The organism is Micromonospora sp. LOL_021 (assembly GCF_048060215.1).
In the GTDB taxonomy this organism is placed as follows: domain Bacteria; phylum Actinomycetota; class Actinomycetes; order Mycobacteriales; family Micromonosporaceae; genus Micromonospora_E.
The window spans coordinates 1-20,466 of the sequence record NZ_JBHMIN010000038.1 but is presented as its reverse complement, the minus strand read 5'-3'; the positions used below and the strand labels follow the sequence as shown (position 1 = coordinate 20,466).

The window sequence follows — 20,466 nt, the reverse complement described above, 5'->3', positions numbered from 1 at the left end:
TGGTGAACCCGTCGGCGTCGGTCGCCGCGTCCGTTGCCGTGCCGGTGGATACGCTGGATCTCATGCCGAAGGCCATCTGGAACGGACTCGTGATCGCCGAGAGCGACGACACGGTCGTCGTCGAGGGAAACCACTACTTTCCCAGGTCGTCGCTGCGTGACGACGTGGTGCGGAATTCCGACACCAGCACGCACTGCCCGTGGAAGGGCGACGCCTCCTACTGCAGCTTGGAGCATGAGGGGCGGCGAAGCGCCGACGCGGTCTGGTACTACCCGGCACCGCTTCCGGCGGCCGAGATGGTCCGGGACCGGGTCGCCTTCTGGCGTGACGTGGAGGTCGTTGACACCTGACAAATCGGGTGCGAGCCGTGAGGCGCGTGACGGGCCGGGGAAGGGTCTTGTCGGCCCGGATGCATCCTGATACCGTCCTCTGCATAGAAATGCGGAGGTGGGTATGGGCATCATCCGGGTCGCCGTCGCCGGCGCGAGCGGGTACGCCGGGGGAGAGCTGCTGCGACTGATCGCCGGGCACCCCGAGCTGGACCTGGTCGCTGCCACGGCGCACAGCCAGGCCGGCGCGCCGGTCGCCGCCGTACACCCGCACCTGGCCGGCCTCGACCTGGTGTTCGTCGCCACCGATCCGACCGACCTCGCCGCTGCGGACCTGGTCTTCCTGGCCCTGCCGCACGGCGAGTCGGCCGCGCTCGCCGCCAACCTGCCGGCCGACGTCAAGGCCGTCGACCTCGGCGCCGACCACCGGCTCGCCGACGCCGCCGCCTGGTCCCGCTACTACGGCGGCCCGCACGCCGGGGTTTGGACGTACGGGCTTCCGGAACTGCCGGGCCAGCGGGACCGGGTGGCCGCCGCCGACCGGGTCGCCGCCACCGGTTGCTACGCGGTCGCCACCACCCTGGCGCTCGCGCCGCTGATCGCCGCCGGAGTGGTCGCCCCCGACGACGTCGTGGTGGTCGCCGCCAGCGGCACGTCCGGTGCCGGTCGGTCCGCCAAGACCCATCTGCTGGCCAGTGAGGTGATGGGCAGCCTGTCACCGTACAAGGTCGGCGCGCATCAGCACGTGCCGGAGATCAAGCAGGCCACCGGAGCGACCAGCCTGTCCTTCACCCCGGTGCTGGCTCCAATGCCGCGCGGCATCCTGGCCACGGTCACCGCCCGGCCGGCCGGCGGAGCCGCCGCCGACCCGGCCGCCGCCGCGCGCGGGGCGCTGACCGCCGCGTACGCCGACGAGCCGTTCGTGCGTCTGCTGCCCGCCGGCAGTTGGCCGACCACTGCCGCGACCCTCGGATCCAACGCCTGCCACCTGCAGGTGAGTGCCGACGTCGACTCGGGACGGGTGATCGTGACCAGCGCCATCGACAACCTCGGCAAGGGCGCCGCCGGCCAGGCCGTGCAGTGCGCCAACCTGATGCTGGGCCTGCCGGAGACCACCGGCCTGACCGCATTCGGGACTGCGCCATGAGTGTCACCGCGCCGAAGGGGTTCCGGGCGTCCGGGGTGGCCGCCGGGCTCAAAGCCAGCGGCGCGACCGACGTCGCTCTGGTCGTCAACGACGGACCGGCGACCGCCGCCGCCGGGGTGTTCACCGCCAACCGGGTGCAGGCCGCGCCGGTGCGGTGGAGCCGGCAGGTACTACGCGCCGGTAAGGTGCGCGCGGTGGTGCTCAACTCCGGCGGAGCCAACGCCTGCACCGGGCCGGGCGGCTTCCAGGACACCCATGCCACCGCCGAACACGTCGCCACGACCCTCAGCGCGACAGGTGGCACGGACGTCGGGGCCGGTGAGGTCGCGGTCTGCTCGACCGGGCTGATCGGCGAACGGCTGCCGATGGACAAGCTGCTCGCCGGAGTGACGTCGGCGGTCGCCGGGCTCTCCGGCGACGCCGGACCGGTCGCCGCCGAAGCGATCATGACGACCGACACCCGGCCGAAGACGACCCTCGTGGACCGGACGGCACAGCCGGGTGGGCGGGCCTGGCGGGTCGGCGGAATGGCCAAGGGCGCCGGCATGCTCGCCCCGGCGATGGCCACCATGCTCTGCGTTCTGACCACCGACGCGTTCGCCGACGCCGTCGACCTCGACGCCGCGCTGCGCGAAGCCTGCCGGACCACCTTCGACCGGGTCGACTCCGACGGCTGCCTGTCCACCAACGACACGGTGCTGCTGCTGGCCAGCGGCGCCTCCGGGGTAACCCCGTCGGCCGGGGAGCTGACCGCCGCGGTCACCGCCGCCTGCGCCGATCTGGCCCGGCAGTTGATCGCCGACGCCGAGGGTGCCAGCAAGGAGGTCGCCGTCGAGGTGGTCGGCGCGGCCAGTGAGGCCGACGCGGTGCAGGTCGGCCGGGCGGTGGCCCGCAACAACCTGGTCAAGACGGCGCTGTTCGGCAACGACCCCAACTGGGGGCGGATCCTCGCGGCGGTCGGCACCACCAGCGCCACGTTCGACCCCGACCAGCTCGACGTGGCGATCAACGACGTGTGGATCTGCCGGGACGGGGCCGCCGCCGCGCCCCGCGACCAGGTCGACCTGACCGGCCGGCAGGTGTACATCCGCATCAGCCTGCACGCCGGTGCCGACACCGCGACCATCTGGACCAACGACCTGTCGCACGCGTACGTGCACGAGAACTCGGCGTATTCGACATGACGGATTCCCCCGGACAGCTGAGCCGCGACCTCAGCCTCGCCCAGACCAAGGCCGCCACCCTGATCGAGGCGCTGCCCTGGCTGGCCCGCTTCCACGGGGCCACCGTGGTCGTCAAGTACGGCGGCAACGCCATGATCGACCCGCAGCTGCAGCGGGCCTTCGCCGCCGACATGGTCTTCCTGCGCTACGCCGGCATCCGACCGGTCGTGGTGCACGGTGGCGGGCCGCAGATCTCCAGCATGCTGCGCCGGCTCGGCATCGCCAGTGAGTTCAAGGGCGGCCTGCGGGTCACCACCCCGGAAGCGATGGACGTCGTCCGGATGGTGCTCGTCGGCCAGGTCGGCCGGGAACTCGTCGGCCTGATCAACGAGCACGGGCCGTACGCCGTCGGACTGTCCGGCGAGGACGCCCAGCTGTTCACCGCCGTGCGCCGGCCCGCCTGGGTCGACGGTGAGCCGGTCGACGTCGGCCAGGTCGGCGACGTCGACACGGTCAACCCGTCGGCGGTCGCCGACATCATCGCAGCCGGGCGCATTCCGGTGATCTCGACGGTCGCGCCCGACGTCGACGGCGTGCTGCACAACCTCAACGCCGACACGGCCGCCGCCGCGCTGGCCGTCGCGTTGCAGGCCCGCAAGCTGGTCGTGCTCACCGACGTGCCCGGCCTGTACGCCGACTGGCCGGACACCGGCAGTCTGATCAGTCGGATCGACGCCGACGACCTGGCCGACCTGCTGCCTACCCTCGCCGCCGGCATGGTGCCGAAGATGGAGGCGTGCCTGCGGGCGGTGCGCGGCGGGGTACCCGCCGCGCACGTGGTCGACGGCCGGGTGGCCCACTCGACGCTGCTGGAGGTCTTCACCTCGGAGGGCTTCGGCACCATGGTCACTGACCCGACGAACGACGGGGAGTCCTGAATGGCCTCGCTGCGGGACCGCTGGTCCGCATCGTTGATGGACAACTACGGCACACCACCGCTGGCGCTGGTGCGCGGCGAGGGCGCGACCGTCGTCGCTGAGGACGGCCGACGCTACCTCGACCTGTTGGGCGGTATCGCGGTCAACTCGCTCGGGCACGCCCACCCGGCGGTCGTCGAGGCGGTCACCCGGCAGATCGGCACCCTCGGGCACGTCTCGAACCTCTACGTCGCCGAACCGCCGGTGGCCCTGGCCGAACTGCTGCTCGCCCTCACCGGCCGCCCCGGCGCGGTGTTCTTCTGCAACTCCGGGGCCGAGGCGGTCGAGGCCGCGTTCAAGCTGTCCCGGCGTACCGGCCGGACCCACGTCGTGGCCACCCATGACGGCTTCCACGGCCGAACCATGGGGGCCCTGGCGTTGACCGGGCAGCCGGCCAAGGCGGACCCGTTCCGGCCGCTGCCCGGCGAGGTCACCCATGTGCCGTACGGCGACACCGACGCGCTTGTTGCCGCCGTCACCGACCGTACCGCCATGGTGATCCTGGAGCCGATCCAGGGTGAGGCCGGCGTGGTGGTGCCGCCACCGGGCTACCTGGCGGCCGCCCGGGAGATCACCACCCGGCACGGTGCCCTGCTCACCCTCGACGAGGTACAGACCGGGGTCGGACGGACCGGCCACTGGTTCGCCCACCAGGCCGACGGGATCACCCCGGACGTGGTCACCCTGGCGAAGGGCCTCGGCGGCGGACTGCCGATCGGTGCCTGCATCGCCTTCGCCGACACCCAGGTCGGTGGCGTGGGCACCCCGTCGGCGCAGCTGACCCCGGCCGCGCTGCTGACCCCGGGCAGCCACGGCAGCACCTTCGGCGGCAACCCGGTCTGCTGCGCCGCCGCCCTCGCCGTGCTGCGCACCATCGCCGCCGAAGGGCTGCTCGACCACGTCAAGCGGGTCGGCGAGCAGTTGCGCCGGGGCGTCGAGACGCTCGGCCATCCGCTGATCGCCGGGGTACGAGGCGCCGGTCTGCTGCTCGGCGTGATGCTCACCGCGCCCGTCTCGGCCGCGGTCGCGGCCGGGCTGCGCGACGCCGGGTTCCTGGTCAATCCGGCCCAGCCGGATCTGATCCGGCTGGCTCCGCCGCTGATTCTCACCGCGGAGCAGGCCGACGAGTTCCTGGCCGCGCTGCCAGCGGTCCTCACCGCCGTCACCGACGCTGCGGCGACCTCCGGAGCGGCGTCGTGATCCGGCACCTGCTGCGCGACGACGACCTGAGCCCGGCCGAGCAGTCGGCGGTGCTGGATCTGGCCGCGGCGATGAAGGCGGACCGGTACGGCCACCGGCCGCTGGCCGGCCCCCGCTCGGTCGCGGTGCTGTTCGACAAGCAGAGCCTGCGGACCCGGCTGTCGTTCGACGTCGGCATCGCCGAGCTGGGCGGCAACCCGATCGTGGTGGACACCCAGGCCACCCACTTCGGTCGCGGCGAGACCCTGGCCGACGCCGGTCGGGTGCTGTCGCGGTACGTGTCGGCGATCGTGATGCGTACCTTCGGTGACGACCGGCTCGCCGAGGTCGCCGCAGGGGCGAGCGTACCGGTGGTCAACGCGCTCACCGACGGGTTCCACCCCTGCCAGCTGCTCGCCGACCTGCTGACCGTGCGGGAGCACTGCGGCGGCACCACCGGCCGGACCCTGGCGTACGTCGGCGACGCCGCGAACAACATGGCGAGCTCCTACCTGCTTGCCGGGGCCACCGCCGGGATGCATGTACGGGTGTCCGGGCCGACCGGGCACGACCCGTCCCCGTCGGTGGTCTCCCGGGCCGGCGAGATCGCCGCCTGGACCGGCGGGTCGGTGCAGGTCATCCGGGATCCGAAGGAGGCCGTCGACGGCGCCGACGTGCTGGCCACCGACACCTGGACGTCGATGGGCCAGGAGGGCGACGGCCGGGACCGGCGTACTCCCTTCTGGCCGTACCAGGTCAACCAGGAACTGCTCGACGCCGCCGCGCCGGAGGCGATCGTGCTGCACTGCCTGCCCGCCCACCGTGGCGAGGAGATCACCGACGGGGTACTCGACGGTGCGCGCAGCGCCGTGTTCGACCAGGCGGAGAACCGGCTGCACGCGCAGAAGGCGCTGCTGGCCTGGCTGCTGCGCCAGCAGGACGGGCCGTCGTGACCGGGCCGGCGACCCGGACCGCCCGGCACGCCCGGATCACCGAGCTGATCCGGGCCAAGGCGGTCCGGTCGCAGACCGAGCTGGCCGAGTTGCTCGCCGCCGACGGCATGCAGGTCACCCAGGCGACCCTGTCGCGGGACCTGGAGGAGCTCGGCGCGGTCAAGGTGCGCGGCCGGGACGGCGGCCCAGCGGTCTACCTCATCCCGGAGGACGGCAACCCGACGCTGCGTCCCGCCGAGCAGGCCCCGGCCCGCCTGGTCCGGCTGCTGCACGAGCTGCTCACCGGCGTCGACGCCAGTGGCAACATCTGCGTGCTGCGTACCCCACCGGGTGCGGCGCAGTTCCTGGCCAGCGCGCTGGACCGGTCCGGGCTACCGGACGTGGTCGGCACCATCGCCGGTGACGACACCATCCTGGTCGTCGCCCGCGACCCGGCCGGCGGCGCCGACCTGGCCGGCAAGCTCTCCACCTGGGCCGCCACCCCGCCGGGCCCGACCACCTCCTGATCTATCCGATACGCACATTCAACGAGGAGCACGACATCATGACTGAGCGGGTGGTACTCGCCTACTCCGGCGGCCTGGACACCTCGGTCGCCATTCCCTACCTCGCCGGGGAACTCGGTGCCGAGGTGATCGCCGTCGCGGTCGACGTCGGCCAGGGCGGCGAGGACATGGACGTCATCCGGCAGCGGGCGCTGGACTGCGGCGCGGTCGAATCCGAGGTGGTCGACGCCCGGGACGAGTTCGCCGCCGACTTCTGCCTGCCGGCGCTGCGGGCCAACGCCCTCTACATGGACCGCTATCCACTGGTGTCGGCGCTGAGCCGGCCGCTGATCGTCAAGCATCTGGTCGCGGCGGCCCGTAAGCACGGCGGCACCGTGGTGTCGCACGGCTGCACCGGCAAGGGCAACGACCAGGTCCGCTTCGAGGTCGGCATCGGCGCGCTCGCGCCGGAGCTGAAGGTGGTCGCCCCGGCCCGCGACTTCGCCTGGACCCGGGACAAGGCGATCGCGCTGGCCGAGGAGAAGGGGCTGCCGATCGACGTGTCGCACAAGTCGCCGTACTCGATCGACCAGAACCTGTGGGGCCGGGCGGTGGAGACCGGCTTCCTGGAGGACATCTGGAACGCCCCGATCGAGGACCTGTACTCCTACACCGCCGACCCGGCCGCGCCGCGCGACGCCGACGAGGTGACCGTCACCTTCGACGCCGGCGTGCCGGTGGCGGTCGACGGCGAGACGGTCACCCCGTACCAGGCGGTGGTGGAGCTCAACCGGCGCGCCGGAGCGCAGGGCATCGGGCGGCTGGACATGGTCGAGGACCGGCTCGTCGGGATCAAGAGCCGCGAGGTGTACGAGGCACCGGGCGCGATCGCGCTGATCACCGCCCACCAGGAGCTGGAGAACGTCACCGTGGAGCGCGAGGTGGCCCGGTTCAAGCGGACCGTGGACCAGCGCTGGGGCGAGCTGGTCTACGACGGCCTGTGGTTCTCCCCGCTGAAGCAGGCCCTCGACGCGTTCATCGACGAGACACAGCGGCACGTCACCGGCGAGGTCCGAATGGTGCTGCACGGCGGCCGGCCGGTCGTCGTCGGCCGGCGTTCCGAGGCCAGCCTGTACGACTTCAACCTGGCCACCTACGACACCGGTGACACCTTCGACCAGAGCCAGGCGAAGGGCTTCGTGCAGCTGTGGGGGCTGTCCAGCCGGCTGGCCACCGCCCGCGACACCCGGCTCGCCGGCCCCGGCGGGCAAACCCGGCTGCCCGGCTCGGGAGCCTGACCCCGACAATGGTCGCCGTGGACGACAAGAGCCTGACCGAGAACACCGCCAGCCCGAACCGCACCAGCCTGTGGGGTGGCCGCTTCGCCGGCGGGCCGGCCGAGGCGCTGGCCCGGTTGTCGGTCAGCGTCCAGTTCGACTGGCGCCTGGCCCCGTACGACATCGCCGGCTCCCGGGCGCATGCCCGGGTGCTGGCCGCCGCCGGCCTGCTCGACCCGGACGAACTGGGCCGGATGCTGGCCGCGTTGGACGACCTGGAGGCGGCCTGCGCCTCCGGGTCGTTCCGGCCGACCGTGGACGACGAGGACGTGCACACCGCGCTGGAACGCGGCCTGCTGGAGCGGCTCGGCTCACTCGGCGGCAAACTGCGCGCCGGCCGGTCTCGCAACGACCAGGTCGCCACCGACCTGCGGCTGTATCTGCGCGACCACGCCCGTGGCCTGGCCGCCCAGCTGGTCGAGCTGGCCGGTGCCCTGGTCGAGCAGGCCGAGCGGCACCTGGAGACCCCGGCGCCCGGGATGACCCACGTACAGCACGCCCAGCCGGTCACGTTCGGGCACTGGCTGCTGGCCCACGTCCACCCGCTGTTGCGCGACCTGGACCGGTTGCGCGACTGGGACGCCCGTACCGCCGTGTCACCGTTGGGTGCCGGCGCGCTGGCCGGCTCCGGCCTTCCGCTGGATCCGGTAGCGGTGGCCAAGGACCTGGGTTTCCGGACCTCGTTCGCCAACTCGATGGACGCGGTCGCCGACCGGGACTTCGCCGCCGAGTTCCTGTTCGTCACCGCGATGATCGGGGTGCACCTGTCCCGGCTGGGGGAGGAGGTGGTGCTCTGGACCTCGCAGGAGTTCGGCTGGGTGGAGCTCGACGACGCCTTCGCCACCGGGTCGTCGATCATGCCGCAGAAGAAGAACGCCGACATCGCCGAGCTGGCCCGGGGCAAGTCCGGCCGCCTCGTCGGCGGGCTGGTGGCGGTGCTGACCATGCTCAAAGGGCTGCCGCTGACCTACGACCGGGACATGCAGGAGGACAAGGAGCCGGCGTTCGACGCCGTCGACACCCTGCAACTGCTGCTGCCGGCCCTGGCCGGGATGATCTCCACCATGACGGTACGGGTGGACCGGCTCGCCGCCGCCGCCCCGGCCGGGTTCACCCTGGCCACCGAGGTGGCGGACTGGCTGGTCCGCAAGGGTGTGCCGTTCCGGGACGCGCACGAAGTCACCGGCAAGCTGGTGGCGCTCTGCTCGGCCCGGGAGTGCGCGCTCGACGAGGTCTCCGACGACGACCTGCGGCTGGTCAGCGAGCACCTGGACGCTGGCGTCCGGGACGTGCTCTCGGTACGGTCGGCGCTCGCGGTGCGGACCACGCCGGGCTCGACCGGCCCCGGCCCGGTGTCCGACCAGTTGGCCGCCGTGACCGAGCAGCTGTCCGGGTGGCGGCGGTGGGCTGCCGAGTCGGTGGTGCCCCGCTGACCTGGCCGTCGGCCGGGTCCGGTCACCGGGTGGGCGGCGGGAACCGGTAGGCCCGCTCCACCCGGGCCACGTGCACCGCGAAGCTGGCGTACCACCGGGCCCGGCCATCGGCCTGGGCGATCAGATGCTCGACGTGTCGACGCCAGGCGGCGATCGACTCCTCGTCACGCCAGTAGGAGATGGTGATGCCGATCCCGTCGGGATCCCGGGCACTGTCCACGCCCAGGAAGCCCGGCTGCGCGGCGGCGAGCTCCACCATCCGGCGGGCGGTGGCCGCGTAGCCGTGGCTGTCGTCGGTGCGGGTGGAGGCGAAGACCACCAGGTAGTACGGCGGTGGCGGGGTGTCGGCGGGATTCATCGGTCGCTCCCTGGCGGTGGTGTGCTGGGTCGCTGCGCCATGCTGCGCCGCTGTGCTGTGCTGGCATCATGAGACCATCCGCGCCGGTCGGCGATCTCGCGACGGTGCTCGCCGGACCGGTCGACGTCGCGGCCCGCGCGTTGCTGGGTTGCCGGGTCGCCGTCGGCGACGTCGAGGTCCGGCTCACCGAGGTCGAGGCGTACGCCGGGGTCGGCGCCGACCCCGCCTCGCACGCCCACCGGGGCCGTACGCCCCGTAACGCCCCGATGTTCGGGCCGTCCGGTCGGCTGTATGTCTACTTCAGCTATGGGATGCACTGGTGCGGCAACGTGGTCACCGGTGCGCCGGGACAGGCGGCGGCGGTGCTGCTGCGGGCCGGTGAGGTCGTCGCCGGGCAGGGGTCCGCACGGCGGCGGCGTGGGCCGCAGGTGCCGGACCGGGACCTGGCCCGTGGCCCGGCCCGGCTGATGGCAGCGCTCGGGCTGGACGGCGCGGCGAACGGTACGTCGGTGCTCGACGGCACCGGCCCGGTGTCGCTGACGCCATCGCCGGTGCCGGTCCCGGCCGGAGCTGTCCGCACCGGCCCCAGGGTGGGCGTGGGCGCGGCCCCGCATACGCCATGGCGCTTCTGGTTGGCCGGCGAGCCGACGGTCAGCGCGTACCGCAGGGCTGCTCCCCGGCCGCGCGGCGGCCGGACCGGGTCACCGAGCGTGACCGGATGACGGGAGATCGGTGCGATCGGATGACGGGAGATCGGTGCGGCGGCAGGCGGTCAGCCGGCGCGACGCGATGGCTGCTCCGCCCATGGCAGCAGGCCGTCCTCGACGGCGCGCCGGGCAAGCTCCAGTTTCGTCTGTGCCGGGCGGCCGGCTGCGGCGTACTTGCGCTTGACCCGCTCGAGGTACTGCTTGGCGGTGCCGAGACCGACTCCGACGCGACGGGCGGAGGCGACCATGGTCAGCCCGGACAGGTAGGCGACCAGGACTGCGGTCTCCTGTTGGGAGAGCCGTGGACCGGGGTGGTACGAGGGCTCGGACACGGGCGACCTCCGGAGCTGTTGACTCCGGTAGAGTAGGCAGTTGACTTTCAGGCAGTCAATAAGTTGACAAGATCTAGTGTTCGATCCCGCAACAGGACGGCCAGCCGCGCGCATCCGCCCCGGACTGACCACCCGGCCCCGCCGTACCGCCGACCCCCGCCACCGCCAACACGGCGACGAGCGCGACGGCGAACGCCACGCGAGACAACTTCATCGGCCCTCCTCGACGGTGGTATAAACCTCCGTGCAGTAAATTAGGGGGCCGGACATGAGTCAACAAGTTCACCCGGACTTCCCCCGGCGGCTGCGAGCCCTGCGGGTCGCGCGCAACATGACCCAGCGGGAGCTGGCCCGGGGAAGCCTGTCGGTCAGCTACATCTCGTTGCTCGAAGCCGGGCGCCGGTCACCCAAGCCGGAGGTGCTGCGCGAGCTGGCGCAGACCCTCGGCTGCTCGGTGGCCGAACTCGCCGGGGAGGCGGACGCGGTCGCGACAAGACCCGCCGCACTGACCCTGTCGTACGGTCGGCTCGCCATTGAGGCCGGGGACCCGACCGAGGCGGAACGACAGTTCAGCAGCGTCCTGGCCACCGCCGCGCCGGACCCGCTGACCCGGACCGAGGCGCAGCTCGGCCTGGCCCGCGCGCTGGCCGAGCAGGGCCGGCTGGCCGAAGCCGCCCAGCAGTACGAGTCGTTGCTGCGCGACAACCCCGACCGCCCGGCGTTCGTCGCCTCGCTCGGCATGGTGATCAGCTGGATCCGGTGCCTCTACGAGCTCGGTGAGCTGCAACGGGTGATCGAGGTCGGGATGGGCACCCTGGACCGCGTCGACCGCCTCGGTGCCTGGGAGTCCGAGGACGCCGTCCGGCTGCTCGCCACGGTCGCCGCCGCCCACTCCGAGCTGGGCGACCTGCGACAGGCCGAACGGCTGCTGCGCGAAGGCCTGCAGCGCGCCGACCGAATCGGCTCACCCCGGGCCCGGGCCGCGGTGCTCTGGAACGCCAGCCAGGTCGCCTGCGAACAGGGCAGCTACCGCGAGGCGCTGGAACTCGCCGAGGAGGCGCTGGCCTTCTTCCGCCAGGACCGGGACCGACGCAGCGCCGCCCGGCTGCTCACCGCCTACGGCTGCATCCTGCTCAGCCACACTCCACCCCGCGTCGGCGAGGCCCGCACGACGTTCGAACGGGCGCTGCGCGAGCTCACCGAGGTCGGCGGCGGGATCGACCGCGGCTACGTACTGACCGAACTGTCCCGCACCTTGCTGCTGGACGGCGACGTGGCCGGCGCGGTGCGCACCGCCCGGCGGTCGCTGGCCGAACTCGGTGGGCAGGCACATCTGGAGCGGGCCCGGGCGCAGACCGCGCTGGCCGCGGCGCTGGCCGCCGCCGGTGACATCACCGAGTCCCGGGAGATGTTCGCCGGCGCCGCCGCGACCCTCAGCGGGCTGCGCGCCTCGCGACAGGCGTCCCGGGCCTGGGCCGAGCTCGGCGACGTGCTGGCCGACACCGGCGATCCGGTCGGCGCCGTCGAGGCGTTCCGTAAGGCCACCGCCGCGGTGCACCTCGGCCTTCAGCCGTCCCGTCGGGCCGGGTAGCCCCAGCCCTGGGCCACCTCGAACAGTGGACCCGGCAGCGCCACGTCGGCCGGCAGTTCCCGGGGCGGCTGGACCGTGCCGGTACGAATCCGTCCGGTCCAGTCACCCAGCCCGGCCTTGATCCGGCCATGGTCGAAACGGCCGTACTCCACCATGTCCGATTCCCACTCCAGACCAAGGAACTCGCAGATGCGCCGGGTCTCGGTCGTCGGATCGGCGGCCAGATCCTCGTAGCGGACCGTGTGTCCGGGAAGCACCCGGCGGGCCTCGGCGAGTTTGGTCAGGTACCGGCCGACGCTCTCAGCCGCCTCCTGCGGCGTCTGCTGCGGCCGGGCCCTGGACCACGAGTCGAGGATCGCGGCCGGGTGGCGCAGCAGGAACACGAACCGCGCGTCCGGCCACACCTGGGCGATCCGGGTCCAGATGAACACGTTGTGCGGGGTCTTCTCGACCAGGACCTGTTTGCCGCTGCGCTGCAACGCCGCGTCCAACACCCGGTCCCACAGCAGGTGGGTGACCTCCTGGGCGTCCCAGCCCAACTCGCCCATGCTGTCCGTGATGTAGTGGTCACTGAACTCCACCCGCAATTTGCTCAGATGCAGCTCGTGCGGGGCGTAGAGCGAAGAGTGGCTGTTCAGCATCATTCGCAGCAGTGTCGACCCCGACCGGACCGACGACAGAATGAACACCGGTTGGCGCAGCAGCCGGTGCGGGCGGCGGACGAAGGCGGGACGGCCGCCCCGGCGGGTGATCTGCATTCCGGTCGACCGGGCGATCCGTACGGCAAGGTGATGCTTCCAGCTCATACGACCCGACACTACGAAATCTTGCTGAGAAAATGCTAGGGGTCTTCGCCCGCCAGCCGGGCACTGCGACGGCGGATGCCAGGTGACCTGCGGGCCGACCGGCCCGGAAACCCGGACGGGTGGCAGGATTCGCATTCGGTCCGGGTGGGCAATGCAGGCCGCAGCACACCGGCGACGGAATCCGGGTCACGACGGCGGCGATGAAAGGTGCGTACGTGCAGGGGTACGGAACACAACTCGCGCTGGTCGGGATCCTGGTGGTGCTGAACGCGGTCTTCGCCGGTAGCGAGATCGCCCTGGTGTCACTGCGCGACAGCCAGCTGCAGCGGCTGGAACGGTCCCGTCGGACGGGTCGCGTCCTGGCCAAACTCGCCAAGGACCCGAACCGGTTCCTCGCCACCATCCAGATCGGCATCACCCTGGCCGGGTTCCTGGCCTCGGCCACCGCCGCGGTGTCCCTGGCCGAGCCGCTGGTGCCAGCGCTGGACGTGCTCGGCCGGGCCGCGGAGCCGGTGGCGATCGTGCTGATCACCCTGGCGCTGACCTTCGTCACACTGGTCTTCGGCGAACTGGCCCCGAAACGGGTGGCCATGCAGCGGGCCGAACGGTGGGCCCTGGCGGTGGCCCGGCCCCTCGACATGATGGCCAGCCTGGCTCGGCCGGCGGTCTGGGCGCTCGGCACCACCAGCGACCTCGTGGTCCGCCTCGTCGGCGGCGACCCGAAGGCAACCCGCGACGAGATCAGCCCGGACGAACTGCGCGACATCGTGGCCGGTCACCGGGCGTTCAGCGCCGAGCAGCAGATTATCATCTCCGGGGCACTGGAGATCGCCGACCGGCGGCTGCGGGCCGTGCTCGTGCCCCGGCTGGAGGTCTTCACCCTGGACAGCGGGACGTCCGCCGAGGCGGCCCGGATCGTGCTGGCCACCTCAGGGCACTCCCGCGCGCCGGTGGTCCGAAACGGGATGCTGGACGAGACCGTCGGCGTAATCCACCTGCGTGACCTGGTCGGCGTACCCGACGACCGGCCGGTCGACGCGGTCGCCCGCCCGCCGATGCTGCTGCCCGAGTCGCTGCCGGTGGTTGACGCGTTGCGCCGGTTCAAGACACACCGCCAGCACATCGCGCTGGTCGTCGATGAACGCGGTGCCGTCGACGGCATCGTCACCCTGGAGGACGTGCTGGAGGAGATCGTCGGCGAGATCTACGACGAGACCGACCGGGACATCCGCGCGGTACGCACCGAGCCGGACGGCACCATGCTGGTCCCCGGGACCTTCCCCGTGCACGACCTGCCGGACATCGGGGTCGACCTGCCCGGCCGCCCGGCCGGCGACTACACCACCGTCGCCGGTCTGGTGCTGGCCCGGCTCGGCCACATTCCCACCGACGCGGGCGAGTCGGTCCGGGTCGACGGCTGGACCATCACCGTCGCCTCCGTCGACCACCACGCCATCAGTGGCGTACGGCTGCGCCGATCCGCGCGGGACGACGGCGACCGCGCGGGTGACGGCGACCGCTCCGACGCCGAGGACCGCCCGCTCAGCTCGGCCGTTGAAAGACCAGACAGTAGTCACCGGTCAGCCAGTCGGGCTGGTGGTCCCAACACAGGAACGACTCCTGAACCAGAGTGAGATGGGCGCGGATCACCCGACCCACGTCCCAGGCGAGGGTGGTCACCCGACCGTCGACCCGCATGTTCGCCACGTTGACCACGGCGTGGCCGCCCGGCCGCAGCAACTCGGCGACCTGCCCGAAGACGTCACCGATCTCGTCGAGATAACTGGCGTAGTCACCGTCGAGGGTCTCGTAGGCGTTGAGCGGGTTCTCCGGATGGTCCGTCGCGTCCATGTAGGGCGGTGAGGTCAGGCAGAGGTCGAACGGCCCGTCGACCACGCCAATCAGCTTCCGCGCGTCACCGTCGACGATCTCGGCACCGGCCGCCCCGGCGAGCCGCTGCCGGATCAGTGCGACCCGGTCGGGCAGCAGTTCGACGCCGGTCGCCCGTCGACCCATCCGCGCCGCGGTCACCAGTGTGGTGCCATAGCCGGCGAACGGGTCGAGCACCGTCTGCCCGGGCGTGGTGTACTCGTCGATCACCGCCTCGACCAGAGCCTCCGGAAAGTGCACCTGCTGGTCCTCGCCGGCCGGCAGTTGGGCGATCAGGTCGGTGCTGGTCAGCTGCAGCCACGGTCTCACCCGACCATTGTCCCTCGCGGCAGTCGCGGCGGCCGGCCGCCCTGCGTCGCTGGCGCACGGCCTACTCCGACCCTGCCGGGCTTACTCCGGCGCCGCCTCGTCGCCCCGCCCGGACTGGCGACGGTTGCGCAGCGCCACCCAGGTGGCAGCGAACACGATCGCTCCGGCCAGGCAGACCGCGACCGCGTGACCGCTGCCGGTCCAGCCGAACCAGTCCTGCAGCAGTATCCGGGAGCGGGAAGTGGGATCCACCAACGTGATCGCCACGAACGCGGCGACCAGCACTCCGGCGCCGAGGGCGAACGCGGTCGCCCACGGCCCGCTCGGCCCGAACCGGCCGTGCAGCACGAGCACAGCACGCACGATCCGCCGGGCCCGGACCAGCCGTAACGTGCCTACCGTGTAGATCAACCGGAACACCTGCAGCGGCCCCAACGCCAGGATGGTGACCGGGACCACGATCAGGGTCAGCGTCACCAGCCCCCGGTTGCGCCGTAGCCAGGCCAGCCGGTCGGCGGAGAAGGCCAGCAGTACGGCGGTCTCGGCGACCAGCACCGCTCCGCTCGCCCAGTGCAGGACCTCACCGACCGTTGCCAGGGCCCCACCGGCGAGGGTGAGGAACACCGCCGGAACCGAGGCCAGCGCCGCGACCAGCACCGGCACCGCCAGTCGCCGTTCCCACCGGGCGGACCGGTCCTCGTCGGACTCGCCAGCTGGTAGACCGCTGGCAGGTCGTCCGGGCTCGCCAGCCGGCTGATCGTTCGCAGGTCGGCCGTCGGCGCCGGTCATCCCGATGTGCCGGCGGCCCGCCGTCCGACGGTCGCTGGCGGAACCCGGACCGCGATCTCCACACCGAGCTGCGCACCGTCGCTCAGCCGGAGTCGGTCACCGCTCCAGAACCGGCCCGGGTCGTACCAGTTGGTCCGCCGGCCCGCTGGCAGCAGCCCCATCGCCTCGTAGGTCACCGCGACCACCTCGGCGCAGTAGACACTCTCCAGATCCGGCCGGCCGGCAGCACCGTCAGCCGACGGTTCGGCGCCGCCCGGCACCTCGGCCGCCTCGGCGCCGGTCGTGCCCCGACCGACCGGCGGCAACCAGCTGGCCAACCGGTCGCGTACCACGCCGGCCAGCGGCGCCCGCCGTACGGACGGGGCACGACCTCGCAGCCACCGCCAAGCCAGCGCGGCGGTGGACGGGAACGGGGTGCCGTCCAACCGGGCGACGGTCCGTAGCACGGCATCCTCCATCGCGCTGTCGGCAGGCGGCTCCAACTGCCGCAGCCAGGCTCGCTGACCGTAGCGCCGTGCCCAGACCGTGACCGCGTCGCGCAGGTCGTGCAGCTGGACCCCCCTGTGGTGGCTGCCCGACCACATGTCCGGCAGCGACCGACCGAGCTCGGCATGCCACAGCAGCGGCGGGAGATCCTCGATCACCACCGCCATCCCCACATGGTTCACCGGGCTGTTCGTGGTCATCTGGATCGCCCGGTCGGGCATCGTTCGCCCGCGGAACAGCCACAGGTCACCGGTGCGGGTCAGCTCGACCGCCGCGTCGAGGGAGAGTGGTTGGCCGGTCACTCGACTACCCTAGGCCGATGCGTTGGTGGAAAGTAATGGGCCTGGCCGCGTTCGTCGGGGTCGCCGCGACCGGAGCGGTCGTCGTCCGGGCCGAACGACGCCGTAGGGCCTACACTGCCGAACAGATTCGCGACCGGCTCCGACAGCGCCTGGTCGAGGCCAGCCCGGCGGACGCCCCGCCCCCAACGTGAGCCGTCGGTCAGCCGAGCCGCCGGCTCCGCCGGCGGCCGGTCACAGCAGTCGCGCCTCGCGCAGCAGGTGCGCAAGGCCGGCACCGTCGGGTGCGGACAACCACCGCCGGCCACCCGGCCCGGCAGCCCTGGAGGTCTCACCGGCCGGTGCCGGCAGATTGCCGGCCAGGACCGCCTGGGTCGGCGAGAGCCGACGGATCGCCACCGCCGCCAGGCTGTCCGGATGCTGCGCCGCGAACTCGGCGTAGATCTCCGGATCGTGCTGCCCGTCGTCGCCCACCAGCAGCCAGCGGATCTGCGGGAATTCCTCCGCCAACCGGGCCAGGCTGGCGCGCTTGTGGTCCCGACCACTGCGGAACCACCGTTCGGTGGTCGGACCCCAGTCCGTCAGCAGCAGCGGGCCGGCCGGGTAGAGATGCCGGGACAGGAAGCGGCTCAAGGTCGGCGCGACGTTCCAGGCACCCGTGGACAGGTAGAGCACCGGCGCACCCGGATGCGCGGTGACCAGGCGTTCATACAGCACCGCCATCCCGGCGACCGAGGCCCGGGCATGCTCGTCCAACACGAACGTGTTCCACGCGGCCAGCATCGGCCGGGGCAGCGCGGTCACCATGACCGTGTCGTCGATGTCGGAGATGATGCCGAACCGGACCTGCGGGTCGACGATGCGTACCGGCGCGTCGACCGGCTCAGAGTCACCGCTGTGCAGCCGTACCGACGTCCAACCAGGCTCCAGATCGGCCGGCACGACGGTGTCCACGAACCCGCCCCGGTCGGCCTGGACCTCGTGCCGCTTGCCACCGGCTTCGATCACCACCGGCGCGTCCTTGACCGGCAGGGTGGCGAAGCTGCGCCAACCCCGTACCTTCTTCGCCCGTCGGAGCGGGGGATCAGGCCGACCCAGCAGCACCCGGGCCATCACCCGGACCCAGCCCGGCGCGCCGTAGCCGGTGTACGGAATGAGCGTGAGATCCCAGCCGCGTCGCCGCAGCCGGCGCTCCAGCAGGGCGTGGATGGCATCCTCGAGCCGGACGGCCCGGTGTGCGCCACGTGCCGCCGGGCTCACGGGTGTCATCGCCACGGGTGCCACCCTGCCACAGCCGCCCGCTGCGGGCACGGCGCGGTGAGCGACGACGTGAAACCCGCTCAGCCGGCCGGTGTCGCCGCCGACACCGGCCGATCCGGCGTTATCGCCGTAGGTCAGGTCGAGGCCAGTTCGATCTCCACCTCGGGCGGGTCGAGCAAAGTGTTGTGCACCGTGCAGTGCGCGGCGACAGCCCGCAGCGCAGCCCGGCGTCCGGCCGGCAGCTCGTCCGGAACGCTCAGTTCGATCCGCACCGCAGCCACCCGGGCCGGCCGGTCGGCCGCCATCACGTACCGGGCACCGACGGCGAGCCCGTCCCGAGACAGTCCGTGCCGGACCAGGTAGCGGCCGGCGTAGTACCCCACACACGACGCGAGTGCGGCGACGAACAACTCGACCGGCGTCGGTGCGCTGTCCGAGCCGTCGCCGCTGACCGGTTGGTCGACGACGATCTGGTGGCCACGGACCTGCACCACGTACCGTTCGCCGTCGACGTGCCGCACAGTCAGTCCGGGCTGCTCCGCCGGCTGGCGGGTCGATTCGGTCGGTCCGACCGTGACCGGCTGGCTGCTGTCACGCAGCTCGGTCGTCGACTCGATGCTGTTCACCGTCGGCTCCCTCCGCCGGCGCTCGACTGCCCTGCCGGCACTCTCATTGCACCCCGCCCGGCGGCCCGCCGGTCAGAGCCGGGTGGCACTGCCCGGTGGGCCGGACGATTCGGCCCGTGGGACCCGCCGGTCAACGACCGGCCCGATGGGTTCACGGACTCGGGGCGACCTGCGCCGCAGGTCGGAAACCGGATGTCCGTACTGGTCGGCGATGAGGGACAATCGCGCCGTGACGGACGAACAAGACCCGGCCGGTACGCCCAACGTGCTGGACGAGCTGCGTTGGCGAGGCCTGATCCAGGATGCCACGGATGTGACCGAACTGGGCCGGCAGCTGAGCGGCCCCACCACCTTCTACGTCGGCTTCGATCCGACGGCCCCCAGCCTGCATGTGGGCCACCTGGTCCAGGTGCTCACCGCCCGTCGGCTGCAACTTGCCGGACACCGGCCGCTGCTGCTGGTCGGCGGGGCCACCGGGCAGATCGGGGACCCGAAGGAGGGCGGTGAGCGTAACCTGAACCCGCCCGAGGTGGTGGCGGGCTGGGTGGACCGGATCCGCGACCAGCTCGCGCCGTTCGTCTCGTTCACCGGGTCGGTCGCGGCGCGGGCGGTCAACAACCTGGACTGGACCGGGCCGATGTCGGTCGTCGAGTTTCTCCGGGACGTGGGCAAGCACTTTCCGGTCAACCGGATGCTGGCCCGTGAGGTGGTTCGGGCCCGGCTGGACAGCGGCATCAGCTTCACCGAGTTCAGCTACCAGCTGCTGCAGGCGAACGACTTCTTCGAGCTGCACCGGCGGCACGGTTGTCTGCTGCAGTTCGGTGGCTCCGATCAGTGGGGCAACATCACTGCAGGGGTCGACTACGTACGCCGCCGTGGAGCCGGCCCGGTGCACGGTTTCACCACGCCGCTGGTCACCCGGTCGGACGGCACCAAGTTCGGCAAGACCGAGGGCGGCGCGGTCTGGTTGGACGCCGCGTTGACCAGCCCGTACGCCTTCTACCAGTTCTGGGTCAACGTCGACGACCGTGATGTCGGGCGGTACCTGCGCTACTTCAGCTTCCAGGATCGCGAGACGATCGCCGAACTGGGGCGGGAGTCGGCGGCCCGGCCGGCGGCGCGGATCGCCCAGCGCGCGTTGGCCGAGGAGCTCACCGCCCTGGTGCACGGTCCGGTGGAGGCCGCCCAGGCGGTGGCCGCCAGCCAGGCCCTGTTCGGCCGGGGGTCGCTAGACGAACTGGCTCCGGAGACACTGCACGCCGCGTTGCGTGAGGCGGGCCTGCTGACCGTGACCGGCGAGATGCCGGCAGTGGCCACGTTGCTGAAGGAGTCGGGACTCGTCAACAGTCTCAACGAGGCACGTCGGGCTATCGCCGAAGGCGGTGCCTACCTCAACAATCAGCGGGTTTCGGACGTCGAGGCAGTGGTTGCGGCCGAGACGCTGCTGCACGGCCGGTTCCTGGTGCTGCGCCGTGGCAAGCGCACGTTCGCCGGGGTTGAGCTGGTCAGATAGGCGTCGGTCGACGTTGTGACGTGGGACGCGTACGCTCGATTTGACGACTGATCGGGCGGGCGCGTAACTTTCTCTCTGCCCGCAGGGGAACGGACGGAAACACCGGAGCCGCAACGCAGCCAAGGTGACCGGCCGGAACTGTGGGACAACCTCCAGGTCCGGGTGTTCGCACCGAACGGAACTGGGCGGGCGGGGCCGCGAGGGGTCGCACCGGCAGAGCCGGGGCCGATTTGGAGCGGCGAGACCGACCGGCTAGGGTTGATGACCGCAGGGCACCGGGCGAGTCGACGGAAACGTCGCGGCCGGCCTGCAAAACCGGGTACGAACACTTAGGTGACACTGTGTGTTCGACCAGGCGGTCAAACCGGCACGAAGCACTATGATCCGGAAAAACCCGGGTTGACGGGGCAAAAGAGTCGGAGTAAGGTAGTAAAAGTGCCCGGCGGAAGTCGGGTGGGACGGATGGCCCTGGTGGGGTTGCCTGCTTGGTGTGGGTG

23 protein-coding genes are annotated in these 20,466 nt (G+C 72.0%); 14 read left to right on the top strand and 9 right to left on the bottom strand.

Going from position 1 to position 20,466, the window contains the following annotated elements:
* Positions 1-62: 62 nt before the first annotated feature.
* From ACFHWT_RS22200 to argH, 9 genes are all read left to right on the top strand, one after another.
* Positions 63-350, top strand: a complete 288-nt coding sequence (locus ACFHWT_RS22200) for a DUF427 domain-containing protein (RefSeq protein ID WP_416596594.1) — start codon at positions 63-65, stop codon at positions 348-350.
* Between the two features lie 103 nt (positions 351-453).
* Positions 454-1,476 (top strand): N-acetyl-gamma-glutamyl-phosphate reductase, encoded by a 1,023-nt coding sequence (gene argC, locus ACFHWT_RS22195; RefSeq protein WP_416596593.1) that lies wholly within the window; start codon positions 454-456, stop codon positions 1,474-1,476.
* Positions 1,473-2,660 (top strand): bifunctional glutamate N-acetyltransferase/amino-acid acetyltransferase ArgJ, encoded by a 1,188-nt coding sequence (gene argJ / locus ACFHWT_RS22190; RefSeq protein ID WP_416596592.1) that lies wholly within the window; start codon positions 1,473-1,475, stop codon positions 2,658-2,660. Before argC ends, argJ begins: the two co-directional genes overlap by 4 nt.
* The gene (argB, locus tag ACFHWT_RS22185) at positions 2,657-3,577 is read left to right on the top strand and encodes an acetylglutamate kinase (RefSeq protein ID WP_416596591.1); all 921 of its coding nucleotides are present in this window, start codon (positions 2,657-2,659) and stop codon (positions 3,575-3,577) included. Before argJ ends, argB begins: the two co-directional genes overlap by 4 nt.
* Positions 3,578-4,816 (top strand): acetylornithine transaminase, encoded by a 1,239-nt coding sequence (locus ACFHWT_RS22180; protein WP_416596590.1) that lies wholly within the window; start codon positions 3,578-3,580, stop codon positions 4,814-4,816. It abuts the gene before it with no gap.
* Entirely contained in the window at positions 4,813-5,748 is a 936-nt protein-coding gene (gene argF / locus ACFHWT_RS22175) for an ornithine carbamoyltransferase (protein WP_416596589.1), read from the top strand. The genes ACFHWT_RS22180 and argF overlap by 4 nt, the downstream gene beginning before the upstream one ends.
* Positions 5,745-6,254 carry an arginine repressor gene (locus ACFHWT_RS22170; RefSeq protein ID WP_416596588.1) on the top strand — a complete coding sequence of 170 codons (510 nt, stop codon included), beginning with the start codon at positions 5,745-5,747 and terminating at the stop codon, positions 6,252-6,254. Before argF ends, ACFHWT_RS22170 begins: the two co-directional genes overlap by 4 nt.
* Before the next feature lie 38 nt (positions 6,255-6,292).
* Complete coding sequence (locus tag ACFHWT_RS22165; protein ID WP_416596587.1) at positions 6,293-7,531, top strand: argininosuccinate synthase; 1,239 nt, start codon at positions 6,293-6,295, stop codon at positions 7,529-7,531.
* A gap of 8 nt (positions 7,532-7,539) precedes the next feature.
* The gene (gene argH, locus ACFHWT_RS22160; protein WP_416596586.1) at positions 7,540-9,003 is read left to right on the top strand and encodes an argininosuccinate lyase; all 1,464 of its coding nucleotides are present in this window, start codon (positions 7,540-7,542) and stop codon (positions 9,001-9,003) included.
* Positions 9,004-9,025: 22 nt separating this feature from the next.
* Here argH and ACFHWT_RS22155 read toward each other — a convergent pair whose 3' ends face one another.
* Positions 9,026-9,361 carry an antibiotic biosynthesis monooxygenase family protein gene (locus tag ACFHWT_RS22155; protein WP_416596585.1) on the bottom strand — a complete coding sequence of 112 codons (336 nt, stop codon included), beginning with the start codon at positions 9,359-9,361 and terminating at the stop codon, positions 9,026-9,028.
* A 68-nt stretch (positions 9,362-9,429) separates the two neighbouring features.
* Between ACFHWT_RS22155 and ACFHWT_RS22150 the strand changes: the two genes are divergently transcribed.
* Complete coding sequence (locus tag ACFHWT_RS22150; RefSeq protein ID WP_416596584.1) at positions 9,430-10,083, top strand: DNA-3-methyladenine glycosylase; 654 nt, start codon at positions 9,430-9,432, stop codon at positions 10,081-10,083.
* A gap of 50 nt (positions 10,084-10,133) precedes the next feature.
* Here the strand turns inward: ACFHWT_RS22150 and ACFHWT_RS22145 are convergent, their stop codons facing one another.
* On the bottom strand, positions 10,134-10,400 hold the full coding sequence (locus ACFHWT_RS22145) for a hypothetical protein (RefSeq protein WP_416596583.1): 267 nt from the start codon (positions 10,398-10,400) through the stop codon (positions 10,134-10,136).
* A gap of 73 nt (positions 10,401-10,473) precedes the next feature.
* Positions 10,474-10,614 carry a hypothetical protein gene (locus tag ACFHWT_RS22140; RefSeq protein ID WP_416596582.1) on the bottom strand — a complete coding sequence of 47 codons (141 nt, stop codon included), beginning with the start codon at positions 10,612-10,614 and terminating at the stop codon, positions 10,474-10,476.
* A gap of 54 nt (positions 10,615-10,668) precedes the next feature.
* Between ACFHWT_RS22140 and ACFHWT_RS22135 the strand changes: the two genes are divergently transcribed.
* On the top strand, positions 10,669-11,991 hold the full coding sequence (locus ACFHWT_RS22135) for a helix-turn-helix domain-containing protein (RefSeq protein WP_416596581.1): 1,323 nt from the start codon (positions 10,669-10,671) through the stop codon (positions 11,989-11,991).
* On the opposite strand, the gene ACFHWT_RS22130 is transcribed toward ACFHWT_RS22135, so the two are convergent.
* Entirely contained in the window at positions 11,967-12,797 is an 831-nt protein-coding gene (locus ACFHWT_RS22130; protein WP_416596580.1) for a sulfotransferase family protein, read from the bottom strand. The genes ACFHWT_RS22135 and ACFHWT_RS22130 overlap by 25 nt on opposite strands.
* 215 nt (positions 12,798-13,012) lie before the next feature.
* Here ACFHWT_RS22130 and ACFHWT_RS22125 point away from each other — a divergent pair, with 215 nt between their 5' ends.
* Entirely contained in the window at positions 13,013-14,431 is a 1,419-nt protein-coding gene (locus tag ACFHWT_RS22125; RefSeq protein ID WP_416596613.1) for a hemolysin family protein, read from the top strand.
* On the opposite strand, the gene ACFHWT_RS22120 is transcribed toward ACFHWT_RS22125, so the two are convergent.
* From ACFHWT_RS22120 to ACFHWT_RS22110, 3 genes are all read right to left on the bottom strand, one after another.
* Complete coding sequence (locus ACFHWT_RS22120; RefSeq protein ID WP_416596579.1) at positions 14,340-14,996, bottom strand: TRM11 family SAM-dependent methyltransferase; 657 nt, start codon at positions 14,994-14,996, stop codon at positions 14,340-14,342. The two genes, ACFHWT_RS22125 and ACFHWT_RS22120, sit on opposite strands and share 92 nt — an antisense overlap.
* An 81-nt stretch (positions 14,997-15,077) precedes the next feature.
* Complete coding sequence (locus ACFHWT_RS22115) at positions 15,078-15,785, bottom strand: hypothetical protein (protein WP_416596578.1); 708 nt, start codon at positions 15,783-15,785, stop codon at positions 15,078-15,080.
* Complete coding sequence (locus tag ACFHWT_RS22110) at positions 15,782-16,573, bottom strand: hypothetical protein (RefSeq protein ID WP_416596577.1); 792 nt, start codon at positions 16,571-16,573, stop codon at positions 15,782-15,784. Before ACFHWT_RS22110 ends, ACFHWT_RS22115 begins: the two co-directional genes overlap by 4 nt.
* Before the next feature lie 17 nt (positions 16,574-16,590).
* On the opposite strand from ACFHWT_RS22110, the gene ACFHWT_RS22105 reads away from it, so the two are divergent.
* Positions 16,591-16,764 (top strand): hypothetical protein, encoded by a 174-nt coding sequence (locus ACFHWT_RS22105; RefSeq protein WP_416596576.1) that lies wholly within the window; start codon positions 16,591-16,593, stop codon positions 16,762-16,764.
* Positions 16,765-16,804: 40 nt separating this feature from the next.
* Here ACFHWT_RS22105 and ACFHWT_RS22100 read toward each other — a convergent pair whose 3' ends face one another.
* Both ACFHWT_RS22100 and ACFHWT_RS22095 read right to left on the bottom strand, forming a co-directional pair.
* Entirely contained in the window at positions 16,805-17,839 is a 1,035-nt protein-coding gene (locus ACFHWT_RS22100; protein WP_416596612.1) for an App1 family protein, read from the bottom strand.
* Between the two features lie 125 nt (positions 17,840-17,964).
* Positions 17,965-18,456 (bottom strand): OsmC family protein, encoded by a 492-nt coding sequence (locus ACFHWT_RS22095; RefSeq protein ID WP_416596575.1) that lies wholly within the window; start codon positions 18,454-18,456, stop codon positions 17,965-17,967.
* A 229-nt stretch (positions 18,457-18,685) separates the two neighbouring features.
* On the opposite strand from ACFHWT_RS22095, the gene tyrS reads away from it, so the two are divergent.
* Positions 18,686-19,969 carry a tyrosine--tRNA ligase gene (tyrS, locus tag ACFHWT_RS22090; RefSeq protein WP_416596574.1) on the top strand — a complete coding sequence of 428 codons (1,284 nt, stop codon included), beginning with the start codon at positions 18,686-18,688 and terminating at the stop codon, positions 19,967-19,969.
* The last annotated feature ends 497 nt before the right edge of the window (positions 19,970-20,466 follow it).

What these genes read in the sequence shown, in the direction of transcription:
- ACFHWT_RS22200 (WP_416596594.1), top strand. Translation starts at nt 63, where the DNA reads ATGCCGAAGGCCATCTGGAACGGACTCGTGATCGCCGAGAGCGACGAC.
- argC (WP_416596593.1), top strand. Translation starts at nt 454, where the DNA reads ATGGGCATCATCCGGGTCGCCGTCGCCGGCGCGAGCGGGTACGCCGGG.
- argJ (WP_416596592.1), top strand. Translation starts at nt 1,473, where the DNA reads ATGAGTGTCACCGCGCCGAAGGGGTTCCGGGCGTCCGGGGTGGCCGCC.
- argB (WP_416596591.1), top strand. Translation starts at nt 2,657, where the DNA reads ATGACGGATTCCCCCGGACAGCTGAGCCGCGACCTCAGCCTCGCCCAG.
- ACFHWT_RS22180 (WP_416596590.1), top strand. Translation starts at nt 3,578, where the DNA reads ATGGCCTCGCTGCGGGACCGCTGGTCCGCATCGTTGATGGACAACTAC.
- ACFHWT_RS22165 (WP_416596587.1), top strand. Translation starts at nt 6,293, where the DNA reads ATGACTGAGCGGGTGGTACTCGCCTACTCCGGCGGCCTGGACACCTCG.
- argH (WP_416596586.1), top strand. Translation starts at nt 7,540, where the DNA reads ATGGTCGCCGTGGACGACAAGAGCCTGACCGAGAACACCGCCAGCCCG.
- ACFHWT_RS22155 (WP_416596585.1), bottom strand. Translation starts at nt 9,361, where the DNA reads ATGAATCCCGCCGACACCCCGCCACCGCCGTACTACCTGGTGGTCTTC.
- ACFHWT_RS22150 (WP_416596584.1), top strand. Translation starts at nt 9,430, where the DNA reads ATGAGACCATCCGCGCCGGTCGGCGATCTCGCGACGGTGCTCGCCGGA.
- ACFHWT_RS22140 (WP_416596582.1), bottom strand. Translation starts at nt 10,614, where the DNA reads ATGAAGTTGTCTCGCGTGGCGTTCGCCGTCGCGCTCGTCGCCGTGTTG.
- ACFHWT_RS22135 (WP_416596581.1), top strand. Translation starts at nt 10,669, where the DNA reads ATGAGTCAACAAGTTCACCCGGACTTCCCCCGGCGGCTGCGAGCCCTG.
- ACFHWT_RS22130 (WP_416596580.1), bottom strand. Translation starts at nt 12,797, where the DNA reads ATGAGCTGGAAGCATCACCTTGCCGTACGGATCGCCCGGTCGACCGGA.
- ACFHWT_RS22115 (WP_416596578.1), bottom strand. Translation starts at nt 15,785, where the DNA reads ATGACCGGCGCCGACGGCCGACCTGCGAACGATCAGCCGGCTGGCGAG.
- ACFHWT_RS22105 (WP_416596576.1), top strand. Translation starts at nt 16,591, where the DNA reads ATGCGTTGGTGGAAAGTAATGGGCCTGGCCGCGTTCGTCGGGGTCGCC.
- ACFHWT_RS22100 (WP_416596612.1), bottom strand. Translation starts at nt 17,839, where the DNA reads ATGACACCCGTGAGCCCGGCGGCACGTGGCGCACACCGGGCCGTCCGG.